Origin of the sequence: Kitasatospora griseola (assembly GCF_044999035.1) — a bacterium.
GTDB lineage: Bacteria > Actinomycetota > Actinomycetes > Streptomycetales > Streptomycetaceae > Kitasatospora > Kitasatospora griseola.
This window is the reverse complement of record NZ_CP173360.1, coordinates 6267085-6286070: the sequence shown is the minus strand read 5'-3', so window position 1 is coordinate 6286070 and position 18986 is coordinate 6267085. Positions and strand designations below refer to the sequence as shown.

At 71.6% G+C, this 18986-nt stretch carries 17 protein-coding genes; 6 read left to right on the top strand and 11 right to left on the bottom strand.

Annotated features, from left to right (window positions below):
- Positions 1–33 precede the first annotated feature (33 nt).
- The 4 genes from ACI1MP_RS28510 to ACI1MP_RS28495 form a co-directional block, all read right to left on the bottom strand.
- Positions 34–1248, bottom strand: coding sequence for an acetyl-CoA C-acetyltransferase (locus tag ACI1MP_RS28510; protein WP_043913164.1), 1215 nt, complete (start codon positions 1246–1248; stop codon positions 34–36).
- Positions 1249–1286: 38 nt separating this feature from the next.
- The gene (locus ACI1MP_RS28505; protein ID WP_363473318.1) at positions 1287–2429 is read right to left on the bottom strand and encodes an acyl-CoA dehydrogenase family protein; all 1143 of its coding nucleotides are present in this window, start codon (positions 2427–2429) and stop codon (positions 1287–1289) included.
- 11 nt (positions 2430–2440) lie between these two features.
- The gene (locus tag ACI1MP_RS28500; RefSeq protein WP_380336818.1) at positions 2441–3583 is read right to left on the bottom strand and encodes a CaiB/BaiF CoA transferase family protein; all 1143 of its coding nucleotides are present in this window, start codon (positions 3581–3583) and stop codon (positions 2441–2443) included.
- Between the two features lie 103 nt (positions 3584–3686).
- Complete coding sequence (locus ACI1MP_RS28495; RefSeq protein ID WP_404869772.1) at positions 3687–4982, bottom strand: PucR family transcriptional regulator; 1296 nt, start codon at positions 4980–4982, stop codon at positions 3687–3689.
- Positions 4983–5108: 126 nt separating this feature from the next.
- Between ACI1MP_RS28495 and ACI1MP_RS28490 the strand changes: the two genes are divergently transcribed.
- The 3 genes from ACI1MP_RS28490 to ACI1MP_RS28480 all read left to right on the top strand — a co-directional run bounded on the left by ACI1MP_RS28490 (position 5109) and on the right by ACI1MP_RS28480 (position 7753).
- Complete coding sequence (locus tag ACI1MP_RS28490; protein ID WP_380336822.1) at positions 5109–6602, top strand: flavin-containing monooxygenase; 1494 nt, start codon at positions 5109–5111, stop codon at positions 6600–6602.
- A 102-nt stretch (positions 6603–6704) separates the two neighbouring features.
- A complete protein-coding gene (locus tag ACI1MP_RS28485) occupies positions 6705–6968 on the top strand; it encodes a DUF1876 domain-containing protein (RefSeq protein WP_100586848.1) in 264 nt (87 codons plus the stop codon).
- Between the two features lie 134 nt (positions 6969–7102).
- On the top strand, positions 7103–7753 hold the full coding sequence (locus ACI1MP_RS28480; RefSeq protein ID WP_380336825.1) for a Pr6Pr family membrane protein: 651 nt from the start codon (positions 7103–7105) through the stop codon (positions 7751–7753).
- A 135-nt stretch (positions 7754–7888) separates the two neighbouring features.
- On the opposite strand, the gene ACI1MP_RS28475 is transcribed toward ACI1MP_RS28480, so the two are convergent.
- The gene (locus tag ACI1MP_RS28475) at positions 7889–8698 is read right to left on the bottom strand and encodes an IclR family transcriptional regulator (RefSeq protein WP_043913183.1); all 810 of its coding nucleotides are present in this window, start codon (positions 8696–8698) and stop codon (positions 7889–7891) included.
- 204 nt (positions 8699–8902) lie between these two features.
- Between ACI1MP_RS28475 and ACI1MP_RS28470 the strand changes: the two genes are divergently transcribed.
- Genes ACI1MP_RS28470 through ACI1MP_RS28460 form a run of 3 tightly spaced genes read left to right on the top strand, consistent with a single transcriptional unit; the run spans position 8903 to position 12055 of the window.
- Positions 8903–10201, top strand: coding sequence for an extracellular solute-binding protein (locus ACI1MP_RS28470; protein WP_043913185.1), 1299 nt, complete (start codon positions 8903–8905; stop codon positions 10199–10201).
- A 34-nt stretch (positions 10202–10235) separates the two neighbouring features.
- Entirely contained in the window at positions 10236–11210 is a 975-nt protein-coding gene (locus ACI1MP_RS28465; protein ID WP_100586851.1) for a carbohydrate ABC transporter permease, read from the top strand.
- Complete coding sequence (locus ACI1MP_RS28460) at positions 11207–12055, top strand: carbohydrate ABC transporter permease (protein WP_404869771.1); 849 nt, start codon at positions 11207–11209, stop codon at positions 12053–12055. The genes ACI1MP_RS28465 and ACI1MP_RS28460 overlap by 4 nt, the downstream gene beginning before the upstream one ends.
- An 8-nt stretch (positions 12056–12063) precedes the next feature.
- On the opposite strand, the gene aroA is transcribed toward ACI1MP_RS28460, so the two are convergent.
- From aroA to ACI1MP_RS28430, 6 genes are all read right to left on the bottom strand, one after another.
- Complete coding sequence (aroA, locus tag ACI1MP_RS28455) at positions 12064–13284, bottom strand: 3-phosphoshikimate 1-carboxyvinyltransferase (protein ID WP_380336829.1); 1221 nt, start codon at positions 13282–13284, stop codon at positions 12064–12066.
- 103 nt (positions 13285–13387) lie between these two features.
- Positions 13388–14440 carry a DUF2599 domain-containing protein gene (locus ACI1MP_RS28450; protein ID WP_380336831.1) on the bottom strand — a complete coding sequence of 351 codons (1053 nt, stop codon included), beginning with the start codon at positions 14438–14440 and terminating at the stop codon, positions 13388–13390.
- A gap of 120 nt (positions 14441–14560) precedes the next feature.
- Positions 14561–15616 (bottom strand): hydroxyacid dehydrogenase, encoded by a 1056-nt coding sequence (locus tag ACI1MP_RS28445; protein ID WP_380336834.1) that lies wholly within the window; start codon positions 15614–15616, stop codon positions 14561–14563.
- A gap of 39 nt (positions 15617–15655) precedes the next feature.
- Positions 15656–16552, bottom strand: a complete 897-nt coding sequence (locus ACI1MP_RS28440; protein WP_380336835.1) for a carbohydrate ABC transporter permease — start codon at positions 16550–16552, stop codon at positions 15656–15658.
- A complete protein-coding gene (locus ACI1MP_RS28435) occupies positions 16549–17565 on the bottom strand; it encodes a carbohydrate ABC transporter permease (RefSeq protein WP_404869770.1) in 1017 nt (338 codons plus the stop codon). The genes ACI1MP_RS28440 and ACI1MP_RS28435 overlap by 4 nt, the downstream gene beginning before the upstream one ends.
- Positions 17565–18920 carry an ABC transporter substrate-binding protein gene (locus ACI1MP_RS28430; protein WP_387997171.1) on the bottom strand — a complete coding sequence of 452 codons (1356 nt, stop codon included), beginning with the start codon at positions 18918–18920 and terminating at the stop codon, positions 17565–17567. The genes ACI1MP_RS28435 and ACI1MP_RS28430 overlap by 1 nt, the downstream gene beginning before the upstream one ends.
- Positions 18921–18986: the final 66 nt, after the last annotated feature.

The window sequence follows — 18986 nt, the reverse complement described above, 5'->3', positions numbered from 1 at the left end:
AATCCTTGGGGGAGTACGTGAGTGGACGGGTGGTCAGATGCGCTCGATGACGGTGGCGATGCCCATGCCGCCGCCCACGCACAGGGTGGCGAGGCCGTAGCGCAGGTCGCGGCGCTCCAGCTCGTCGATCAGGGTGCCGATCAGCATCGCGCCGGTCGCGCCGAGCGGGTGGCCGAGCGCGATCGCGCCGCCGTTGACGTTCACCTGGTCGGACCGGAAGCCGAGTTCGCGCATGAAGCGGAGCGCGACGGCGGCGAACGCCTCGTTGATCTCCACCAGGTCGATGTCTGCGGCGGTCAGGCCGGCCTTGGCGAGGGCCTTGCGGGTGGCGGGGGCGGGGCCGGTGAGCATGATGGTCGGCTCGGAGCCGGAGACCGCGGCGGAGACGATCCGGGCCCGCGGGGTGAGGCCGTAGCGCTCGCCGATCTCCTTCGAGCCGATCGCGACCAGCGCCGCGCCGTCCACGATGCCGGAGGAGTTGCCGGCGTGGTGGACGTGGTCGATGGACTCCACCCAGTGGTACTTCTGCAGCGCGACGGCGTCGAACCCGCCGAGGTCGCCGATGTCCGCGAAGGACGGCTTCAGGCCGGCCAGCGTCTCCACGGTGGTGCCGGGACGGATGAACTCGTCACGGCCGAGCACCACCAGGCCGTTGCGGTCGCGCACCGGCACCACCGAACGGTCGAACAGGCCGTCGGCCTGCGCCTTCGCGGCGCGGGCCTGCGACTCGGCGGCGAACGCGTCCACGTCGGTGCGGGACAGGCCCTCGATGGTGGCGATCAGGTCGGCGCCGATGCCCTGCGGGATGAAGCCCGTCTCGTACGCCGTCATCGGGTCGGCGAACCAGGCGCCGCCGTCCGAGCCCATCCGCACCCGGGACATCGACTCCACGCCGCCGGCCAGGATCAGGTCCTCCCAGCCCGAACGGACCTTCGCCGCGGCCAGGTTGACGGCCTCCAGGCCGGACGCGCAGAAGCGGTTCTCCTGCACGCCGGCCACCGTGTCGGGCAGGCCCGCGGCGATCGCCGCGACCCGGGCGATGTCGGAGCCCTGGTCGCCGATCGGGCTGACCACGCCGAGCACGATGTCGTCGATCGCGGCCGGGTCCAGGGTCGGGAAGCGCCGGCGGAGTTCGTGGATCAGGCCGACCACCAGGTCGATCGGCTTGGTGCCGTGCAGGGAGCCGGTCTGCTTGCCGCGTCCGCGCGGGGTGCGGATCGCGTCGTAGACGTACGCTTCGGTGGTCACGGTGTGACTGCCTTTCAGACGGGTGGGTCGGCCGGGGTTCAGCCGAGCAGGGAGCGGCCGACGATCTCTTTCATGATCTCGGTGGTGCCGCCGTAGATGGTCTGGACGCGCCCGTCGGTGAACGCCCGGGCGACCGCGCTGTCGCTCATGTAGCCGGAGCCGCCGTGCAGTTGCAGGCAGCGGTCGGCGGTGCGCTTCTGCAGTTCGGTGGCCCACCACTTGGCCATCGAGGCGTCCACCGGCGTCAGGTTGTACCTGTTGTGCTCCAGCACGCAGCGGTCCACGAACGCCCGGGTGACGGCGCACTCGGTGGCCAGCTCGGCGATCTCGAAACGCACGTGCTGGAGCTTGGCCAGCGGACGCCCGAACGCGGTGCGCTGCTTGACGTACGCCGTGGTCTCCTCCAGCACGAACTCCGCGCCGGCGATCGCCGCGACCGCGATCGCCAGCCGCTCCTGCGCGAGGTTGCGCATCAGGTACAGGAAGCCCTGGTTCTCCTCGCCGAGCAGGTTCGCCTTCGGCACCCGCACGTCCTGGAAGAACAGCTCGGCGGTGTCCTGCGCCTTCTGGCCGATCTTGTCGAGGTTGCGGCCGCGTTCGAAGCCCGGCATGCCGCGCTCCACCACCAGCAGGCTCAGCCCGTGCGCGCCGCCCTCCTCGGTGGTCTTCGCCACCACCACGACCAGGTCCGCCAGGATGCCGTTGGAGATGAAGGTCTTCGAGCCGTTCAGCACGTAGTGGTCGCCGGCGTCGACGGCCGTGGTGCGGATCGCCTGGAGGTCGGAACCGGTGTCCGGCTCGGTCATCGCGATCGCGCTGATCAGCTCGCCGGAGCAGAACCCGGGCAGCCAGCGCCGCTTCTGCTCCTCGGTGGCCAGCCCCGTCAGGTACGGGCCGATGATGTCGTTGTGCAGCCCGACCGCCAGGCCGCTGGCGCCGACCCGGGTGAACTCCTCGGCCAGCACCGCCGCGAACCGGAAGTCCGGGCTGCCCCCGCCGCCGTACTGCTCGTCCACGGCGAGGCCGAGCAGCCCCGCCCGCCCGGCGGCCAGCCAGGCGTCACGGTCGACGATGCCCTGCTGCTCCCAGCGGGCGTGGTGCGGGATGACCTCCTTGGCGAGGAAGGCCCGGACACTCTCCCGGAAGTCCTCGTGTTCCTCGGTGTAGAGCTCGCGCTGCACGGGTCTCTCCTTCAGGAGGCGTTCGGGTCGAGTGCGGGGACTGCCCAGTCGCGGGCGACCTCGGCGGTGTGCGCGCCGGGCCGGGCGGGCGCGGTGCGCAGCGCGGCCGGCGTCGCGGAGAACCTCGGGGCGACGCCGGGCTGCACGGTGCCGTGCTGCTCGGTGTAGCTGCCGCGGGCCGCCAGGTGGGGATGCTCCTGTGCTTGACGGAGCGTCAGGACGGGTGCCACGCAGGCGTCGTGGCCCTCGAAGAGCGCCGTCCAGTCGGCCTGGGTGCGGGTGGCGAAACGCCGCTCGATGCGCTCGCGCAGCTCGGGCCAGCGGGGCAGGTCGTACTGGGCCGGGGCGTCCTCGCCGAGCTCCAGCAGGCGGGCGAACTCGGCGTAGAACTGCGGTTCCAGCGGGCCGACGGCCATCCACCTGCCGTCGGCGGTGGCGAACGTGCCGTACCAGGGGGCGCCGCCGTCCAGCAGGTTGACGCCCCGCCGGTCCTGCCACAGGCCGGCGCCGAGCAGGCCCCACAGCATGGTGGACAGGTGGGCCGCGCCGTCCACGATCGCGGCGTCGACGACCTGCCCGGTGCCGGTGGCCCGGGCGTGGTGCAGGCCGGCCAGCAGGCCGATCACCAGGTACAGCGAGCCGCCCGCGTAGTCGCCCAGCAGGTTGGCGGGGATCGCCGGGGGCCCGTCCGCGTCGCCGATCAGACCGAGGACGCCGGAGGTCGCCAGGTACGTGATGTCGTGCCCCGCCCGATCGGCGAGCGGGCCGTCCTGGCCCCAGCCGGTCATCCGGCCGTACACCAGCGCCGGATTCCGCGCCAGGCACTGTTCCGGGCCGACGCCCAGCCGCTCCGCGACGCCCGGCCGGTAGCCCTCGATCAGCAGATCGGCGCGCGCCGCCAGCTCCAGCACCAGGCCGGGGCCGTCCGCCGCCTTCAGGTCCACCACGACGGAGCGCTTGTTGCGGTTGGTCAGGTCCTGCTCCGGAGCCGGCCCGAGCACCTGCCCGCCCGGACGGTCCACCCGCACCACATCCGCCCCCAGATCGGCGAGCAGCATCGCGGCGAACGGCCCGGGCCCGATGCCCGCCAGCTCCAGGACACGGACACCCGCAAGCGGCCCGACAGCCGGGGCGGGGGGTGTTGCGGGGGTCATCGGCGGCCGCCTCCCAGGTTTGACAGTGAAGCTGTCACAGTGGCGATGATAGGGATGCGACTCGCCGGTAACAAGAGCCCGCCCCGGGTGCGACGAGCGCACATCACGTCCGCGAGGTCGCGATCACGGGCAGGTCGTCGCCCTGCGTCGCGATCCTGCGGTGGGGTGCGTTCCCCTCCGCGCGGCTCCCGGCGCCCCTGGCCTGCCATTTGCGGATCTCCAGGGCCGCAGCCACTTCGAGCGGGTTCTCGTGAAGGGGCCGCGGCAGCAACGTGTCGGCGTGGGCGAGGCGGCGCAGGAGGGTGTTGCGGTGGGTGAAGAGGCGGGTCGCGGCACGGGTCGCGTTGCACTGTTCGGCGAGGTAGGCGCGGACGGCTTCGGCCGGGGGGCCGTCGAGGGCGCCGAGGACGCGGCGGACGAAGCGGTCGGCGCCTTCGAGGTCCTGGGTGAGGAGGGAGACGAGTTCGATCTCGTCGTGGGAGGCGAGGCGTTGGACGGAGGCGAGGCGGGCCAGCATGCGTTGGGTGGTGAGGGCGTCGAGGTGGCTGCGGCGGAAGCCGTTGACGCCGGTGGCGGCGGGGCCGAGGGCGATCCGGACGGCGGGGAGCCGGTCCAGGCCGGCGCGGAGGACGGACGGGTCGGGGCGGGCGGCGGTCCAGAGCCAGCGGGTGGCCGCGCTCGCGGTGACGTCGAGGACCGGCGGGCGGCCTGCCGCCGCGGCCAGCAGGTCGGCGGCGCGGTCGAGTTGGGCGAAGTCCGCGTCCAGGTCGTCGACCCACAGCACGGCCGCGGTGTGGGGGCCGGCGAGGGGGTAGCCGAGCCGGGCCTCGGCGCGGGCCCGGGCGATCGGGGCGCCGTCCAGCAGCAGGGTGACGGCGTGCAGTCGCTCGGCGTGATTGGAGCCGGTGAGGGCGGCGCGTTCGGCCCGCAGCAGCGCGGACATCTCGCCGACGCAAGCGTCCACGAACGCGGAGATGGAGCGCAGTGACACTTCCAGCAGGTCGCGCAGTTCCTCGGGGTCGGTGGTGAGGGAGCAGGCGATCCGGGTCCACAGGCGGACGGCGACGCTCTCGCCGGCGCGGTAGGAGTCGAGGGCGGGTTCGTCCAGCCCGCGGCGGACGATGTCGCGGGCGATGAGCCGCTGTTCCTCGCCCTCGGGGGCCGGGGGGACGGGCGCGCCGGGGGCGGTGACGTTGGCGGCGGCCCAGCGCAGCAGGTTGGCCCGGTTGACGCGGCGCAGGCCGGCCGAGAGGACGGGGTCGGCGGCGATCGGCCGCCGGGTCTCGCCGGCGAGGGTCGCGGCGTCGAGTTCGGCCAGCCACTCGGGCTGCGGGTTGAGGGCGATCTCGGCGCCCTGGCGGATCAGTCTCCGGATCCGGGGCGGGGGCAGCGGCGGCATGCCCGTCACGGTAGTGGTGCACAGTGCACCGGGAAAGGCGCAGTACGGTGCAGGTTGAACCTGGGCAACTGCCGTGCGCTTTGAGGACGATGGCGGGGTCCGGCCCGTCACCCTCAGGAGTCGCCCGTGTCCACCGCCGCCGCTGCCGCGCCCCACGAGAGGGCCGCCGCGCCCGTCGAGCACCTGGACGTGCTGATCGTCGGCGCCGGGATCTCCGGCATCGGCGCGGCCCGCTACCTGACGGCCGAGTCGCCCGGCAGGTCGTTCGCGGTCCTGGAGGCCCGGGCGGAGCTCGGCGGCACCTGGGACCTGTTCCGCTACCCGGGCATCCGGTCCGACTCGGACCTGCACACCTTCGGCTACGCGTTCAAGCCGTGGCGGGAGAAGGAGTCGATAGCCGACGCCCCGCAGATCCTCTCCTACCTGCGCGAAACCGTCCGGGAGAACGGTTTGCAGGACCGGATCCGCTACCAGCACCGGGTGCTGGAGGCGTCCTGGTCGACGGCGGACGCCCGCTGGAGCGTCCGGGTGGAACGCGTCGACACCGGCGAGCAGGTGACGCTGACCTGCGACTGGCTGTTCTGCGCGATGGGCTACTACCGCTACGACCAGGGCTTCACCCCGGAGTTCGCGGGGCTGGAACGGTTCACCGGCACCGTCGTCCACCCGCAGCACTGGCCGGAGGACCTCGACCACACCGGCAAGCGCGTCCTGGTGATCGGCAGCGGCGCGACCGCCGTCACCCTGGTGCCCGCGATGGCCCGGCGGGCCCGGCAGGTGACGATGCTCCAGCGCACGCCCACGTACGTCATGCCGGTGCCGCGCCGCGACCACCTCGCCAACCTGCTGCGCCGCCTGCTCGGCGACGAGCGCGGCTACGCGCTGACCCGGCGCAAGAACATCGCCCAGCAGTACGCGGTCTGGTCGTTCTGCCAACGGCACCCGAAGGCCGCCCGGAAGATCATCCGCTGGGTGAACACCCGCCAACTGCCCGAGGGCTACCCGGTGGACGAGCACTTCAGCCCGCCGTACGACCCGTGGGACCAGCGGCTGTGCGCCGTCCCGGGCGGCGACCTGTTCAAGGCGATCCGCAGCGGCCGGGCGACGGTGGTCACCGACCGGATCCGCACCTTCACCGAGCACGGGGTGCTGCTGGAGTCCGGACGGGAGCTGACGGCGGACCTCGTGGTCACCGCGACCGGGCTGAACGTGCAGGCGTTCGGCGGGATCCCGATGAGCGTGGACGGCGAGCCGGTGCGGCTCGCCGGGACCGTCGCGTTCAAGGGCATGATGCTCTCCGGCGTCCCCAACTTCGCGTACGCGATCGGCTACACCAACTCCTCCTGGACGCTGAAGATCGGCCTGCTGTGCGAGCACTTCTGCCGCCTGCTGGCCCACATGGACCGGCAGGGGTACCGGATCTGCCGGCCCGAGGTCGCGGACCCGGCGATGCCCACCCGGCCGTTCCTGGACTTCGCGGCCGGCTACATCCGGCGCGCCGTCGACGACCTGCCCCGGCAGGGCGACCGGGGGCCGTGGCAGACCTCGACCAGCTACCGCGACGACGCCCGGACGCTCGGCGCCGGGCAGGTCACCGACCCCGAGCTGCACTTCGCCTGACCGGCCCCGGACGCCGCCCCTTGCTCCCCGGCGGGAGCGGGCGGACGCTGGGAGGAAGGCGCACCGGCCGCCCGTCGCCGGTGCACGGGAAGGTGACACGTCATGCAGAACCACTGGGTCGTCGACCTGAACTTCGAAGAGGACGAGTCCCGCACCACCTGCACCGCCTCGCTCAGCGGCTTCAGCGCCCCCGGCGCCGAAGGCAAAGGCATGGCCCGCCGAAATCCCGTCGACGACGGCGACAGCGTCATCGGCGAGGAGCTGGCGGCGGCCCGTGCGTGCCACGACCTCGCCCACCAGCTGGCCGGCCGGGCCGAGACCGGCATCGAGAGCCACACCCACAACCCGGCGCACCTCCCGCTCTGACCGGCGCCGAACTCCCGTACAGGGCGGGCCCGTCCACCGGCCAGTGATCTTTTCGGACCGTCGAACCGGCAGGTAGAGTGCGGCGATCAGTCGTGCCCACGGGGGGCACCAGCGAGACGAACACCGGTGACCGCATGACCGTCTGGACCCGCCCCGCCCTGTGGTGGCGCAGCGCCATCGCCCTGTCCGCGTTCCTGGGGATCTACCTCAGCAACAGCTCACTGGTGTACTTCACGCTCCAGAGCAACGTGCTGGTGCTCGGCTACTTCCTCGGCGCGGTCTACTGGATGGTCAAGCGCGACACGGCGGACGCCCCCGCGCCCCGGCTGCGCGGCGCCGTCGTCCTGTACATCACCATCACCGGCATCGTCGCGCACGTGCTGCTCAACCACGGCGAGAACCCGCTGCCCGGCCTGGTCTCCGGCCCCGACCGCCTCCAGCACTGGTCGAGCTTCTTCCTGCACTACACCACCCCCCTGATGGTGCTCGCCGACTGGCTGCTGCTCTCCCCCCGCAACGCCTCCCGCTGGCGCGACCTCCCGCTCTGGCTCTCCTACCCCCTCGGCTACGCCTTCCTCACCGAGGCCCGCGCCGCCGCCTTCCCGGACTTCCCCCTCCGCTACCCCTACTTCTTCCTCGACCCCACCGAGAAGGGCTACGCCTGGGTCGGCCTCCAAATGGTCCAGCTCACCCTGGAGTTCGTCGTCCTCGCCGCCCTGGTCGTCGCCCTCGACCGCCTCGGCACCAAACTCCGCCGCGAGCCCGCAGCCCCCGCGGAGGCCTGACGGCGGGCCCCGGTCGACGCCGTCGTGGCCGAACTCGCCCTGCGCCAGCAGCGACCCGTGGTGGTGCTGACGTCGGACATCGACGATCTCACCGAGCTCTGCGGGGGCCGGGTCCGGCTGATCCCGGTGTAGCCGTCAGCGGGTGGAGCCCATTGTTCGGGAGACGCGGGCGGCGGTGGCGGCGACCACCGGGCCGAGTTCGCGGGCGCGGGCGGCGGTGATGCGGGAGGTGAGGGCGGAGGTGGAGATCGCGCCGATGACGGTGTTGTTGTGGTCGAAGACGGGGGCGGCGATGCAGCGGACCTCGGGTTCGTTCTCGCGGTCGTCGACGGCGTAGCCGCGGGTGCGGATGCGGGTGAGTTCGGTGCGCAGGGCGGCGGCCGAGGTCAGCGTGCGGGGGGTGATCGCGGGGAGGCCGTGGGAGACCACGGTGGCGAAGGCGTCCTCGGGCATCCAGGCGAGCATGGCCTTGCCGACGGCGGTGCAGTACATGGGGGCGCGGCTGCCGATCCGGGAGGCCATCCGGACGGCGGTCTCGTTCTCGACCTTGTCGACGTAGACCACGTACGGCGCGTCGGGGACGCACAGGTGGACGGTGCCGCCGACCTCGCGCATCAGGTGGTGGGCCTCCTCGGAGGCGGCGGTGCGCAGGTCGAGGGTGGCCAGGTAGGCCTGGCCGAGCTGGAGGGCGCCGGGGCCGAGCCGGAAGTGGCCGGTGTCGCGGTCGCGGGCCAGCAGCTGGGCGTCGACCAGGGGCGCGGCGAGCCGCAGCACGGTGGATTTCGACATGCCGAGGCCTTCGGCGAGCGCGGTGAGGCTGAGGTCCGTCCCGGCCGCGGCATGGTCGCGGACGTGTTCGAGCACCGCCAGGGCGCGGCGCAGCGACGCGGACTGGTTGCGTTCCGGTCGGTCGGCAGGCCGGCTGTCGGCGGCGGTGCTGGTCATGGGGTGTGACGCTACGGCGCGTCGGGGCGTGGTGCCAGTTCCGCAGCACATCGTTTTGCAGTGCAGAACTTTCGCGCTCTGCTCTTGTCGGCGCGCCCGGCGGCTTTCTAATGTCCCGCTCACACCGATCCCCCACCGCATGTCCGAGTTTTCTCCGGATCGTGCAGGTACATCCCGCTTTTCGGCGAGGAGATGACGTTGAGCATGAAGAAGCTGGCCCGTGGTGCCGCCCTTGCCGTGCTGGCGGGCACCGTGGCGACGGCCTGCGCGCCGGGCACCGCCAAGACCGCCTCGTCGGAGGACAAGCAGACCGGCACCGTGAAGGTGTGGCTGTACGACGAGGCGAACCGGGCGCCGAAGGAGCAGGTGGTGGCGCAGGCCGTCGCCGACTTCAAGGCGAAGCACGCGGGCGTGGACGTGCAGGTGTCGTACATTCCGACGGACGCCGGTCCGCGCGCGGAGAAGATGAAGGGCGCGTTCAACGATCCGTCCTCCGCGCCGGACGTGGTGGAGTTCGGCAACACCGACCTGTTCGGCTACACCGCGTCGGGCGGCCTCGCCGACATCACCTCCGACCTGGCGAACTGGGAGGAGGGCAAGGACCTGCCGCAGGACCTGAAGGACACCGCGGTGGTGGACGGCAAGACGTACGGCCTGCCGTGGTGGCTGGGCGTGCGCGCGCTGTACTACCGCACCGACGTGTTCACCGAGCTGGGCCTGGCCGCGCCGACCAGCTACGCGGAGCTGAAGTCGGCGGCGGAGAAGGTCCGTTCGGCGCACGGCGACATGCTGGGCATCGCAGTCGGCGGCAAGTACACCTTCGGCGCGCTGCCGTTCGTCTGGGCGAACGGCGGCGACCTGGCGACGGCGAACGGTTCGGCGTACACCTCGGCGCTCGACTCGGAGAAGTCGCAGGCGGGCGTGAAGGCGTACACCGACCTGTTCACGGACGGGATCTGTCCGGCGCAGCAGTGCGCCGACCTGACCGGCGGCAAGACGGTGGAGTCGTTCGCCGCCGGCAAGGCCGGCATGGCGATCCTGCCGAACTCCTCGCGCAGCGCGGTGGAGGCGGGCGCCGCCAAGGGCAAGTACGCGATCGTCCCGCTGCCCGGCGCCGAGGCCGGGAAGATCGCGCCGGCCTTCTCCGGCGGCAACGACCTGGGCGTCATGAAGTCCACTCAGCACCGCAGCCTGGCCGTCGACTTCATCAAGGAACTGGCCTCCAAGAAGAACCAGTTGGCGCTCTTCGACGCGATGGGCAACCTGCCCACGCTGACTTCGGCGCGGGCCGAGGTGGTGCAGAAGCAGCCGTGGCTGAAGCCGTTCACCGACACCATCGAGGCGGGCACCAAGTTCGTCCCGAAGGACGCCGCCTGGGCGAAGATCGACGCCCAGAACGTGGTGCCGACGATGCTGCAGAAGGTGATCACCGGCAAGGCCGACGTGGCTGCCGCGACCAAGGAGGCGGCGGCCGCGATGAACACCTCGTTCAGCGGCAAGTAGCCGTCAACCTGTAGACGAGAAGCGGAAGTTGTCGATGCCTGCCACGACCGTCACCGCCCGGGCGGACCACGGGGACTCCCCGGTCCGCCCGGCGGGCGGCGCCCCCGCGAAGGGTCGCCGCCGATCCGGGCCGCTCGCCCGGATCCCCGTCCCGCTGTGGCTGCTGCTGCCGGCCGCGCTGGTGCTGATCCCGCTGTTCGGCTATCCGCTGTACCAGCTGGGCCTGCTGTCGGTGCTCAAGTTCGGGCAGCCGCAGGCCTCCGGCGGGGTTCCGACCGAGTTCGTCGGACTGTCGAACTACACCGACGTGCTGGGCGATTCGCAGTTCTGGTCGGTGCTCGGCCAGACCCTGGCGTTCGCCGCGTTCTGCGTCGTCGCCACCCTGGTGGTCGGCGCGGTCTGCGCGGTGCTGCTGACCCGGGTCGGCAAGTGGCCGCGGCTGCTGCTGATGTTCGGCGCGCTCGGCGCGTGGGCCGCGCCCGCGATGACCGGCTCCACGGTGTGGATGTTCCTGCTGGACACCAACTCCGGCCTGGTCAACGAGATCCTCGGCACCCAGGGCCACAACTGGATGTACGACAAGTGGTCGGCGTTCGCGATGGTCGCCGTGGTCGTGGTCTGGCACAGCTTCCCGTTCGTGATGATCACCCTCTACGCGGGCATCCAGGCCATCCCGGACTCGATCCTGGAGGCCGCCCGCCTGGACGGCGCCGGCACCGCCACGATCTTCCGCCGGATCATGCTGCCGATGCTGCGGCCGCTGCTGGTGATCGTGGTGATCCAGTCGATCATCTGGGACTTCAAGGTCTTCACCCAGATCTACGTGATGACCGGGGGCGGCGGCATCGCCGGCCAGAACCTCGTCCTCAACGTGTACGCCTACCAGAAGGCCTTCGTCGCGGAGAACTACAGCCTCGGCGCGGCCATCGGCGTCCTGATGACGCTGATCCTGCTGGCCGTCACCGCCGTGTACATCCGCAGCCTGCGCCGCTCCGGGGAGGAACTGTGAAGCGCGACAGTCGCGTTCTGAGGCAGGGCGCGAACGCGGTGGCGATCGTGCTCGCCCTGCTGACCGTCTTCCCGCTGTACTGGATGGTGCTCTCGGCGCTGAAGCCGAAGGGTGAGATCACCTCCGCCCACCCGCGCCCGTGGACGTTCGCCCCGACGCTCGACAACTTCCGCAACGCGCTGGGGGTCTCGGGCTTCGGCCGGTACTTCCTGAACAGCCTGGCGGTCGCCGTGGTCGTGGTGGTGGTCTCCGCCGCGATCGCCTTCCTGGCGGCGGTGGCGCTGTCCCGGTTCAAGTTCCGGTTCCGGACGACCATTCTGATCATGTTCCTGGTCGCCCAGATGGTGCCCGTCGAGGCTCTCACCATCCCGCTGTTCTTCCTGATCCGCGACATCGGCACGGTCGCCCCCGGCTTCGGCCTGTCCTCGCTGGGCGCGCTGATGCTGGTCAACCTGGCGTTCTCGCTGCCGTTCGCGGTCTGGATGCTGCGCGGCTTCGTCGCCGCCGTCCCCGAGTCGCTGGAGGAGGCCGCCCGGATCGACGGCGCCAGCCGCTTCACCATCCTGTGGCGCATCCTCTTCCCGCTGGTCGCGCCCGGCCTGGCGGCGACCAGCGTGTTCTCGTTCATCACCGCCTGGAACGACTTCGTGTTCGCCAAGACACTGATCCTGGACACCGACCACCAGACGCTGCCGGCGGCCCTGATGGTGTTCTTCAAGCCGGACGAGAACGACTGGGGCGGCATCATGGCCGCCTCCACCCTGATGACCGTCCCGGTGCTGATCTTCTTCGTCCTGGTCCAGCGGCACATGGTGTCCGGACTCGGCGGCGCCGTGAAGGACTGACCTGTCGGCTACCCGGCCCAGGCGGCGAACGCCTCGTGGAAGCCAGGGAAGGTCTTGCGCACGCACCCGGGGTCGTCGAACGCGATCCCGGGCGTGCGCAGTCCCGTGACGGCGAACGACATGACGATCCGGTGGTCGCCGCGGGTGGCGATCTCCGCCGCCTTCGGCGCCCCGGGCCGGATCTCGATCCAGTCCCGCCCCGTCGCCACGTCGACGCCCAGCCGCCGCAGGTTCTCGGCGCAGGCGTCCAGCCGGTCGCACTCCTTGACCCGGGTGTTGTACACGTCCTCGATCCGCACCGGCCCCGACGCGAACGGCGCGATCGCGGCGAGGGTCGGCATGGTGTCGGAGATGTCCCGCATGTTGACGGTCCCGCCGGTGAGCTCCCCGCCCTTGACGGTGGTCGCGTCCGCCCCGATCTCCACCTTCGCGCCCAGCCGCTCCAGCACCTCGACGAACCGCAGGTCGCCCTGGAGGGCGCCGCGTCCGAGCCCGTCGACGGTCACCTCACGCCCCGTCACCGCGGCCGCCGCGAAGAAGTACGACGCCGTGGACGCGTCCGGCTCGATCGCGTACCGCGTCGCCGTGTAACCGCCGGGCGGCACGCTGAAGAGGTCGCCCTCGCGCTCGACCTCGACGCCGAAGCTGCGCATCATCGCGAGCGTGATCTCCACGTACGGGGCGGAGACCAGGTCGGTGACCCGGATCCGCAGCCCGCTCCGGGTCAGCGGGCCGAGCAGCAGCAACGCCGTCAGGTACTGCGAGGACAGGCCGGCGTCCAGCGTCACCTCGCCGCCCGCCACGCCGCCCGTCCGCACGCTCAACGGGTGGTGGCCCTCCTCCCCGTGGCACTCCACCTCGACGCCCAGCTCCCGCAGCGCCGTGGTCAACGGCCCGAGCGGCCGCCGCCGCATCTGCGCCGACGCGTCGAAGTGGAACGTCCCCCGGCCCGCCGCGGCCAGCGCCGGCAGGAACCGCGCCGTCGTCGCCCCGTCCCGGCAGAACACCCGTGCCCCGTCCGTCCTCGGCCCCTGCGGCCGCCCCCCGATCCGCCACTCGCCCGCCTCCCGCGCCACCTCGTACCCCAGCGCGAGCAGCCCCTCGGCGAACCCCTCCGTGTCGTCCGAGACCAGCGGCCGCACCAGCGTGGTGACGCCCTCCGCCGCCGCTGCCAGGAACAGCGCACGCGCGGTGACCGACTTCGAACCGGGGATCTCGACGACACTCACGGGAGCCACTCCACCACGACGACAACAGGGCAGCCCCGATCCTGCCCTGCCGCGGCTGTGCGAGACGGATCGTCCCACGCCTCGGACAGCCGCCGGGCGCGGGCTACGAGTCGGTGTCCCAGTTGCACTTGGACGACAGCATCTTCCTGAGGATCGTGTCGCTGTTCCCGGTGAGCACGGGGCGCCACGTCTCCAGGTCCCAGGTCGGGCCGCCGAAGTGGCCGCCGCTGGTGTTGGGGTAGGAGAACTCCGCGTGGCACATCAGCTGTTGGAAGGTCGAGTTCTGTTCGGCCTGGGTGGCGCCGGGGAACATCCGCGTGTTGGACCACACCTGCCGCCAGTCCTCGTTCAGGTCGCTGGCGGCGTCGTCGGTTCCCAGGACGGTCTTGAACGCGGCGGCCGTCGGGGTGACGTGGACGGACGTCAGGCGGCTGTCGGACCAGTTGACGTAGACCTCGGTCCTGACCACCCACTTGGTGTCGGTGGTCCCGCCGTAGCCGATGCACGCGCTCTGGCAGGCCTCGAAAGCGTCGGCCTGGCCGCCACTCCACAGCAGGTACTTGCCGGACTGGAAGTCCTGGCGGACGCCGTTGTTGTCGTCGACGTTGCCGCCGACGTGTCCGGCGTTGTACTCGTCGCTGGTGGGGTAGCCGTACGTCCCCGTCTCGTAGCCGTACTGGCCCCACCACCAGCCGATGTTGCCGTGCACCGCGTGCGCCCCGGTGTTGGGCGACCAGTAGACCGTGGCGTTCTGGAACTGCTGGCGGACGCCGATCCCGTCGGGGTTGCGCAGCTCGTCGGTGAGCGGGTAGCCCATGTAGCCGCCCTCCCAGCCGTGTTGGGCCCATTCCTGGCCGACGAGCCCCCACACGGCGTGCGCCCCGGTGCCGGGGCTCCAGTAGATCGAGCCGTTGTCGAAGACCTGACGGCGGCCCACTCCGTCGGGCAGGCCGAGTTCGTCGCTGGTGGGGCAGCCGAGGGCCTGCCGCACGCCGGGCGTCTGGGTGTACTCGGTCCAGATGGCGCCGTCCACCGAGTGGGAGCCGCAGAAGACTTCCGCGGCCGCTGGGCCGGCCTGGACGCCCACCAGCAGGGCGGCGCCGGCCGCGCAGGCGGCGAGGGAGGCGAGGAACCGGGAAGCTGCTCGTCCGTTCATGACCAGCAGTATCGGGGAGGGCGGCCGGTGCGGGCTGCACGATAAAGAGCCAAAGTTCGCGTACCACGCAGAAGGCCCCACCGGCCCTTTTCCGGGGCGGCGGGGCCTCGCTCGGCACGGCTACGCGGTGCGGGCGATCTCCTCGCGGGTGACCGGGTGCGCGAACGGCAACCCCTCGGTGTAGCGGGCGAGTTCGTCGGCCGCGGCGGCGGCCATCCGGTGGAGTTCGCCGCCCAGGGAGCCCGCGATGTGGGGGGTGAGGAGGACGTTGGGCAGGTCGTAGAGCGGGGAGTCGGCGGGGAGCGTCTCGGGGACGGTGACGTCGAGCACGGCGTGGATGCGGCCGGTGACCAGCTCGGCGGTGAGGGCGTCCTGGTCGATCAGGGAGCCGCGGGAGGTGTTGATCAGGGTCGCGCCGTCGGGCAGCAGGGCGATCCGGCGGGCGTCCACCAGGTGCCTGGTCTCCGGGAGTTCGGGCGCGTGCACGCTCAACACGTCGGAGCGGGTGCACAGTTCGTCCATCGAGACCAACTCCGCGCCCATCGAGGCGGCCTGATCGGCCGTCACGTAGGGGTCGTGGAGCAGGAGTTCGAAGTCGTACGGGGCGAGCAGCTCCAGGACCCGGCGTCCGATCCGGGAGGCGCCGACGATGCCGACGGTGCGCCGGTAGTTGCCGACCTCCGCGTACCCGGCCTGCCAGTCGTGCGGGGCCCGCCGGGCGCGGTAGTCGGCGGCCAGCCGGAGCACCGGCTTGTTGCTGAACAGCACGGCGGCGACGGTGAATTCGGCGACCGGCAGGGCGTTCGCGTACGCGGCGGAGGTGATGCCGAGGCCGCGGTCCCAGCAGGCGTCGGTGATGTGGTGCTTGACCGAGCCGGCCGCGTGCAGGACGGCGCGGAGCTCGGGCGCGGCGGCCAGCACGGTGTCCGTGAGCGGGGGGCAGCCCCAGCTGCTGATGATCACCTCGGCGGAGGCGAGTGCGGCCGCACCCTCCGGGGAGGAGAAGTCGTCGATGACCAACTCCGGGTCGAGGTCGGCGAGTTCGACCATCCGGGCCATGGTGTCGGCGGAGATCAGCCGGGCGGCGAGGTCGCGGTGCATGGCGAGCAGGGCGCGCGGGCGGGTCCGGACAGTGGCGGCGGAGGGCGATGCCTCGACGGGCGCGGAGTTGGGCATGGCGGGGCTCCCCAGAAGGCGCAGTGGAAACGGAGGTGGTTACTTGACGCTGCCGGCGGTCATTCCGGCCTTCCAGTGGCGCTGGAGCAGCACGAAGGCGATGACCAGCGGCAGAATGGCGAGCAGCGAGCCGGTGACCACCAGCGGGTAGTACTCGGGGAAGGCGTGGGTCTGGGCGTTCCAGGTGTACAGACCGAGGCTGACCGGGAAGAGCCGGTTGTCGGAGAGCATCACCAGCGGCAGGAAGAAGTTGTTCCAGATGGCGGTGAACTGGAACAGGAAGATGGTGACGAAGCCGGGCATGACCATCTTCAGGCCGATCGACCAGAAGATCCGCAGTTCGCTCGCGCCGTCCATCCGGGCGGCCTCCAGCGTCTCGCCGGGCAGGTAGCCGGCGCAGAACACCCGGGCCAGGTACACCCCGAACGGGTTGACCAGCGAGGGCAGCAGCACCGCCCAGTAGGTGTTCACGAGGTGCAGCTGGGAGGCCAGCAGGTACATCGGCAGGGCGAGCGCGGTGGTGGGAACCAGCACGCCGAGCAGCACCACGCCGAACAGCTTCTCCTTGCCGGGGAAACCGTAGACGTGGAACGCGTAGCCGGCGCCGACGCAGATCAGCGCGCACAGCAGGGCCCCGATCCCGGCGTACAGCAGGGAGTTGAGGTACCAGCGGAAGTAGATGCCGTCGCCGGTGGTGGCCAGTTCGTGCAGGTTCTGGCCGAGGTGGAAGTTGCCCGCGCCGAGCGAGCGGCCGCCGATCAGGTCGGCGGTGTTCTTCGCGGAGGCGGTGAGCAGCCAGCCGAGCGGCAGCAGGGTGTACAGGGTGGCCAGCACCAGCGCCCCGTTGACGGCGGTCTTCGACAGCGTCCAGGGGCGGCGGCGCGGCGGCGCGGCGGTGTCCGCGGCGGGGCGGACGGGGGTGAGGGTGCTGCTCATCGGGCGGTCTCCGTCCGGTGCTCGGTCGGCTTCGGGGTCCGCTTCCCGGCCCGCTTCTCGTCGCGGCCGCGGGTGAAGCGGGTGACCACGAAGGACAGCGCGGCGGCGACCAGGGCGAGGATCACCGAGGACGCGGCGGCCAGGCCGTAGTCGCCCCGTTCGAACGCGGCGGAGTAGGCGTACATGTTGGGGGTCCAGGTGGAGACCACGCCGGGGGCGACGTCGTGCAGGATCACCGGCTCGGTGAACAGCTGGAGCGAGCCGATCACGGTGAACAGTCCGACCATCACCACGGAGGCGCGGATCAGCGGGATCTTCACGCTGAACGCGGTGCGCAGCGGCCCGGCGCCGTCGACCACGGCGGCTTCCAGCACCTCGCGCGGGATGGCCTGCAGCGCAGCGTAGAAGATCACCATGTTGTAGCCGGTCCACTCCCAGACCGCGATGTTGACGATCGCGGGCAGCGGGTGGCCGAACACGTCGACCTGGGCGCCGGCCGAGTTGAGCGCGTCGATCACGGGGCTGATGCCGGGGGTGTACAGGTAGGTCCACACCAGGGCGGCGATGATGCCGGGCACGGCGTGCGGCAGGAACAGCGCGAGCTGGAAGAACCGCTTGGCGCGGGCCAGCGCGGAGTCCAGCAGCAGCGCGACGGCCAGCGACAGGCCGAGCATCAGCGGGATGTACAGCAGGCAGTACTGGGCGGTGTTCCAGAAGCCGTCGCGGAACGCGGCGTCGCCGAGCGCCCGGGTGTAGTTGCCGAGGCCGGTGAACACCTGGGTGGTGGCGCCGCCGAAGCCGAGGCCGGAACGGCGCTCGCTGAACAGGCTGAGGTAGATCGCGTAGCCGATCGGGATCAGCGTGCACGCGGTGAACAGCACCAGGAACGGGGCGAGCAGCACGACCGGGGCGCCGAACGGGGCCCGGCGCCTGCGCGGGGCCCGCGTTCCGGCGGAACCGCCCCGGGCGGCGGCGGGGGTGCCGCCGCCCGGGACGGACGTGGTGCCGGACATCAGCCGGCCACCTTCAGACCGCGGTTCTTCAGCTCGGCGAGGGTGGCCTGCTGGGCGGTGTCGACGGCGGACGGCACGGTGGTGCCCTGGCCGAGCTTGCCGAAGGCGTCCTTCATCGAGGTGTTGGTGGCGCCCATCGACGGGCCCCAGGACCAGTTCGGCTTGATGGACTTGGCGGCGTCCTGGTAGATCGCGTAGATGTCCTGGCCGCCGTAGAAGTCGGTCTTGAACGCGGCCTTGGCGACCGGGATCAGCTCCGGGTCGGCCGGGTAGGCGGAGGAGGCGCCGGAGGCGATGCGGGCCTGGATGCCCTCGGGGGTGGTGGTCGCCCAGGTGGCGAACTCGACCGCGGCCTTGGCCTTCTTGCTGTCCTTGGAGACCGCGAAGGTGGTGCCGCCGAGCATGCCGGACGCCGGCTGGCCGTCCCAGCTCGGCATCGGGGCGACCGCCCACTTGCCGTTGGCGGCCGGGTCGGTGCCGAGGGTGGACTTCAGCACGCCGCCGCCCCACGCGGCGCCCAGGTACGCGGCGGTCTCGCCCTTCTGCAGCGAGGCGGTCCACTGCTGGCTGAACGAGGGCTGCACGCGGACCAGGTCGTCGGCGATCAGGCCCTGCCAGTAGTCGGCGACCTTCTTGGTCTCGGCGCCGCCCATGTCGACCTTCCAGCTGTCGCCGCTGGTGCCGAACCACTTGGCGCCGGCCTGCCAGGCCATCGCCTCGAAGGTGCTCGGGTCGTCCGGGAAGAAGGTGGCGATCCGGGTGTTGGCGTCGGCGGCCTTCAGCTTCGCCGCGGCGTCCTTGAACTCGTCCCAGGTCTTCGGGACGGCCACCCCGGCCTTCTCGAACAGGTCCTTGCGGTAGTACAGGGCCTGCGGGGAGGCGTCCAGCGGCAGCGCCCAGGTGGAGCCGCCCAGCGTGGTCAGCTCCATCGACTGGGGCAGGTACTTGCCCTTCAGGTCGGCGGAGACCAGCTTGCTGATGTCCTGCACCGCGCCCTGGCTGACGAAGTCCGGCAGCTGCGGGTACTCGACGTTGAACACGTCGGGGGCGTTGCCGGCCTTCACCGCGTTGGAGATCTTGGCGTAGCCGCCGGCGTTGCCGGACGGGATCTCCTCGAAGGTGATCTGGATGTTCGGGTGGGAGGCGTTGAACGCCTGCACCACGTCCTTGGTGCCCTTGGCCCAGCCCCAGAAGGTGAGCGCGACCGGCTTGCCGTCGCTGCCCGCGTCGGAGCCCGACGCCGACTTGTCGCCGTCGCTGCCGCACGCGGCGAGCAGGGTCACGCCCAGAACGGTGGCGGTGGCGGCGGCGGCGAGACGAAGGGCTCTGCGGCGATGGAGAGCGGGAGAGGACATGGCACGGCTCCTGTGGGGGTCCTGGAAACGCCGGGTAGGTACCCGATCACCCGATTTGAGCAGGTC

Excerpts from the sequence above, each read along its gene's own strand:
- ACI1MP_RS28500 (WP_380336818.1), bottom strand. The coding sequence starts at position 3,583 with ATGACCCCCGCAACACCCCCCGCCCCGGCTGTCGGGCCGCTTGCGGGT.
- ACI1MP_RS28495 (WP_404869772.1), bottom strand. The coding sequence starts at position 4,982 with ATGCCGCCGCTGCCCCCGCCCCGGATCCGGAGACTGATCCGCCAGGGC.
- ACI1MP_RS28485 (WP_100586848.1), top strand. The coding sequence starts at position 6,705 with ATGCAGAACCACTGGGTCGTCGACCTGAACTTCGAAGAGGACGAGTCC.
- ACI1MP_RS28480 (WP_380336825.1), top strand. The coding sequence starts at position 7,103 with ATGACCGTCTGGACCCGCCCCGCCCTGTGGTGGCGCAGCGCCATCGCC.
- ACI1MP_RS28475 (WP_043913183.1), bottom strand. The coding sequence starts at position 8,698 with ATGACCAGCACCGCCGCCGACAGCCGGCCTGCCGACCGACCGGAACGC.
- ACI1MP_RS28470 (WP_043913185.1), top strand. The coding sequence starts at position 8,903 with ATGAAGAAGCTGGCCCGTGGTGCCGCCCTTGCCGTGCTGGCGGGCACC.
- ACI1MP_RS28465 (WP_100586851.1), top strand. The coding sequence starts at position 10,236 with ATGCCTGCCACGACCGTCACCGCCCGGGCGGACCACGGGGACTCCCCG.
- ACI1MP_RS28450 (WP_380336831.1), bottom strand. The coding sequence starts at position 14,440 with ATGAACGGACGAGCAGCTTCCCGGTTCCTCGCCTCCCTCGCCGCCTGC.
- ACI1MP_RS28445 (WP_380336834.1), bottom strand. The coding sequence starts at position 15,616 with ATGCCCAACTCCGCGCCCGTCGAGGCATCGCCCTCCGCCGCCACTGTC.
- ACI1MP_RS28440 (WP_380336835.1), bottom strand. The coding sequence starts at position 16,552 with ATGAGCAGCACCCTCACCCCCGTCCGCCCCGCCGCGGACACCGCCGCG.
- ACI1MP_RS28435 (WP_404869770.1), bottom strand. The coding sequence starts at position 17,565 with ATGTCCGGCACCACGTCCGTCCCGGGCGGCGGCACCCCCGCCGCCGCC.
- ACI1MP_RS28430 (WP_387997171.1), bottom strand. The coding sequence starts at position 18,920 with ATGTCCTCTCCCGCTCTCCATCGCCGCAGAGCCCTTCGTCTCGCCGCC.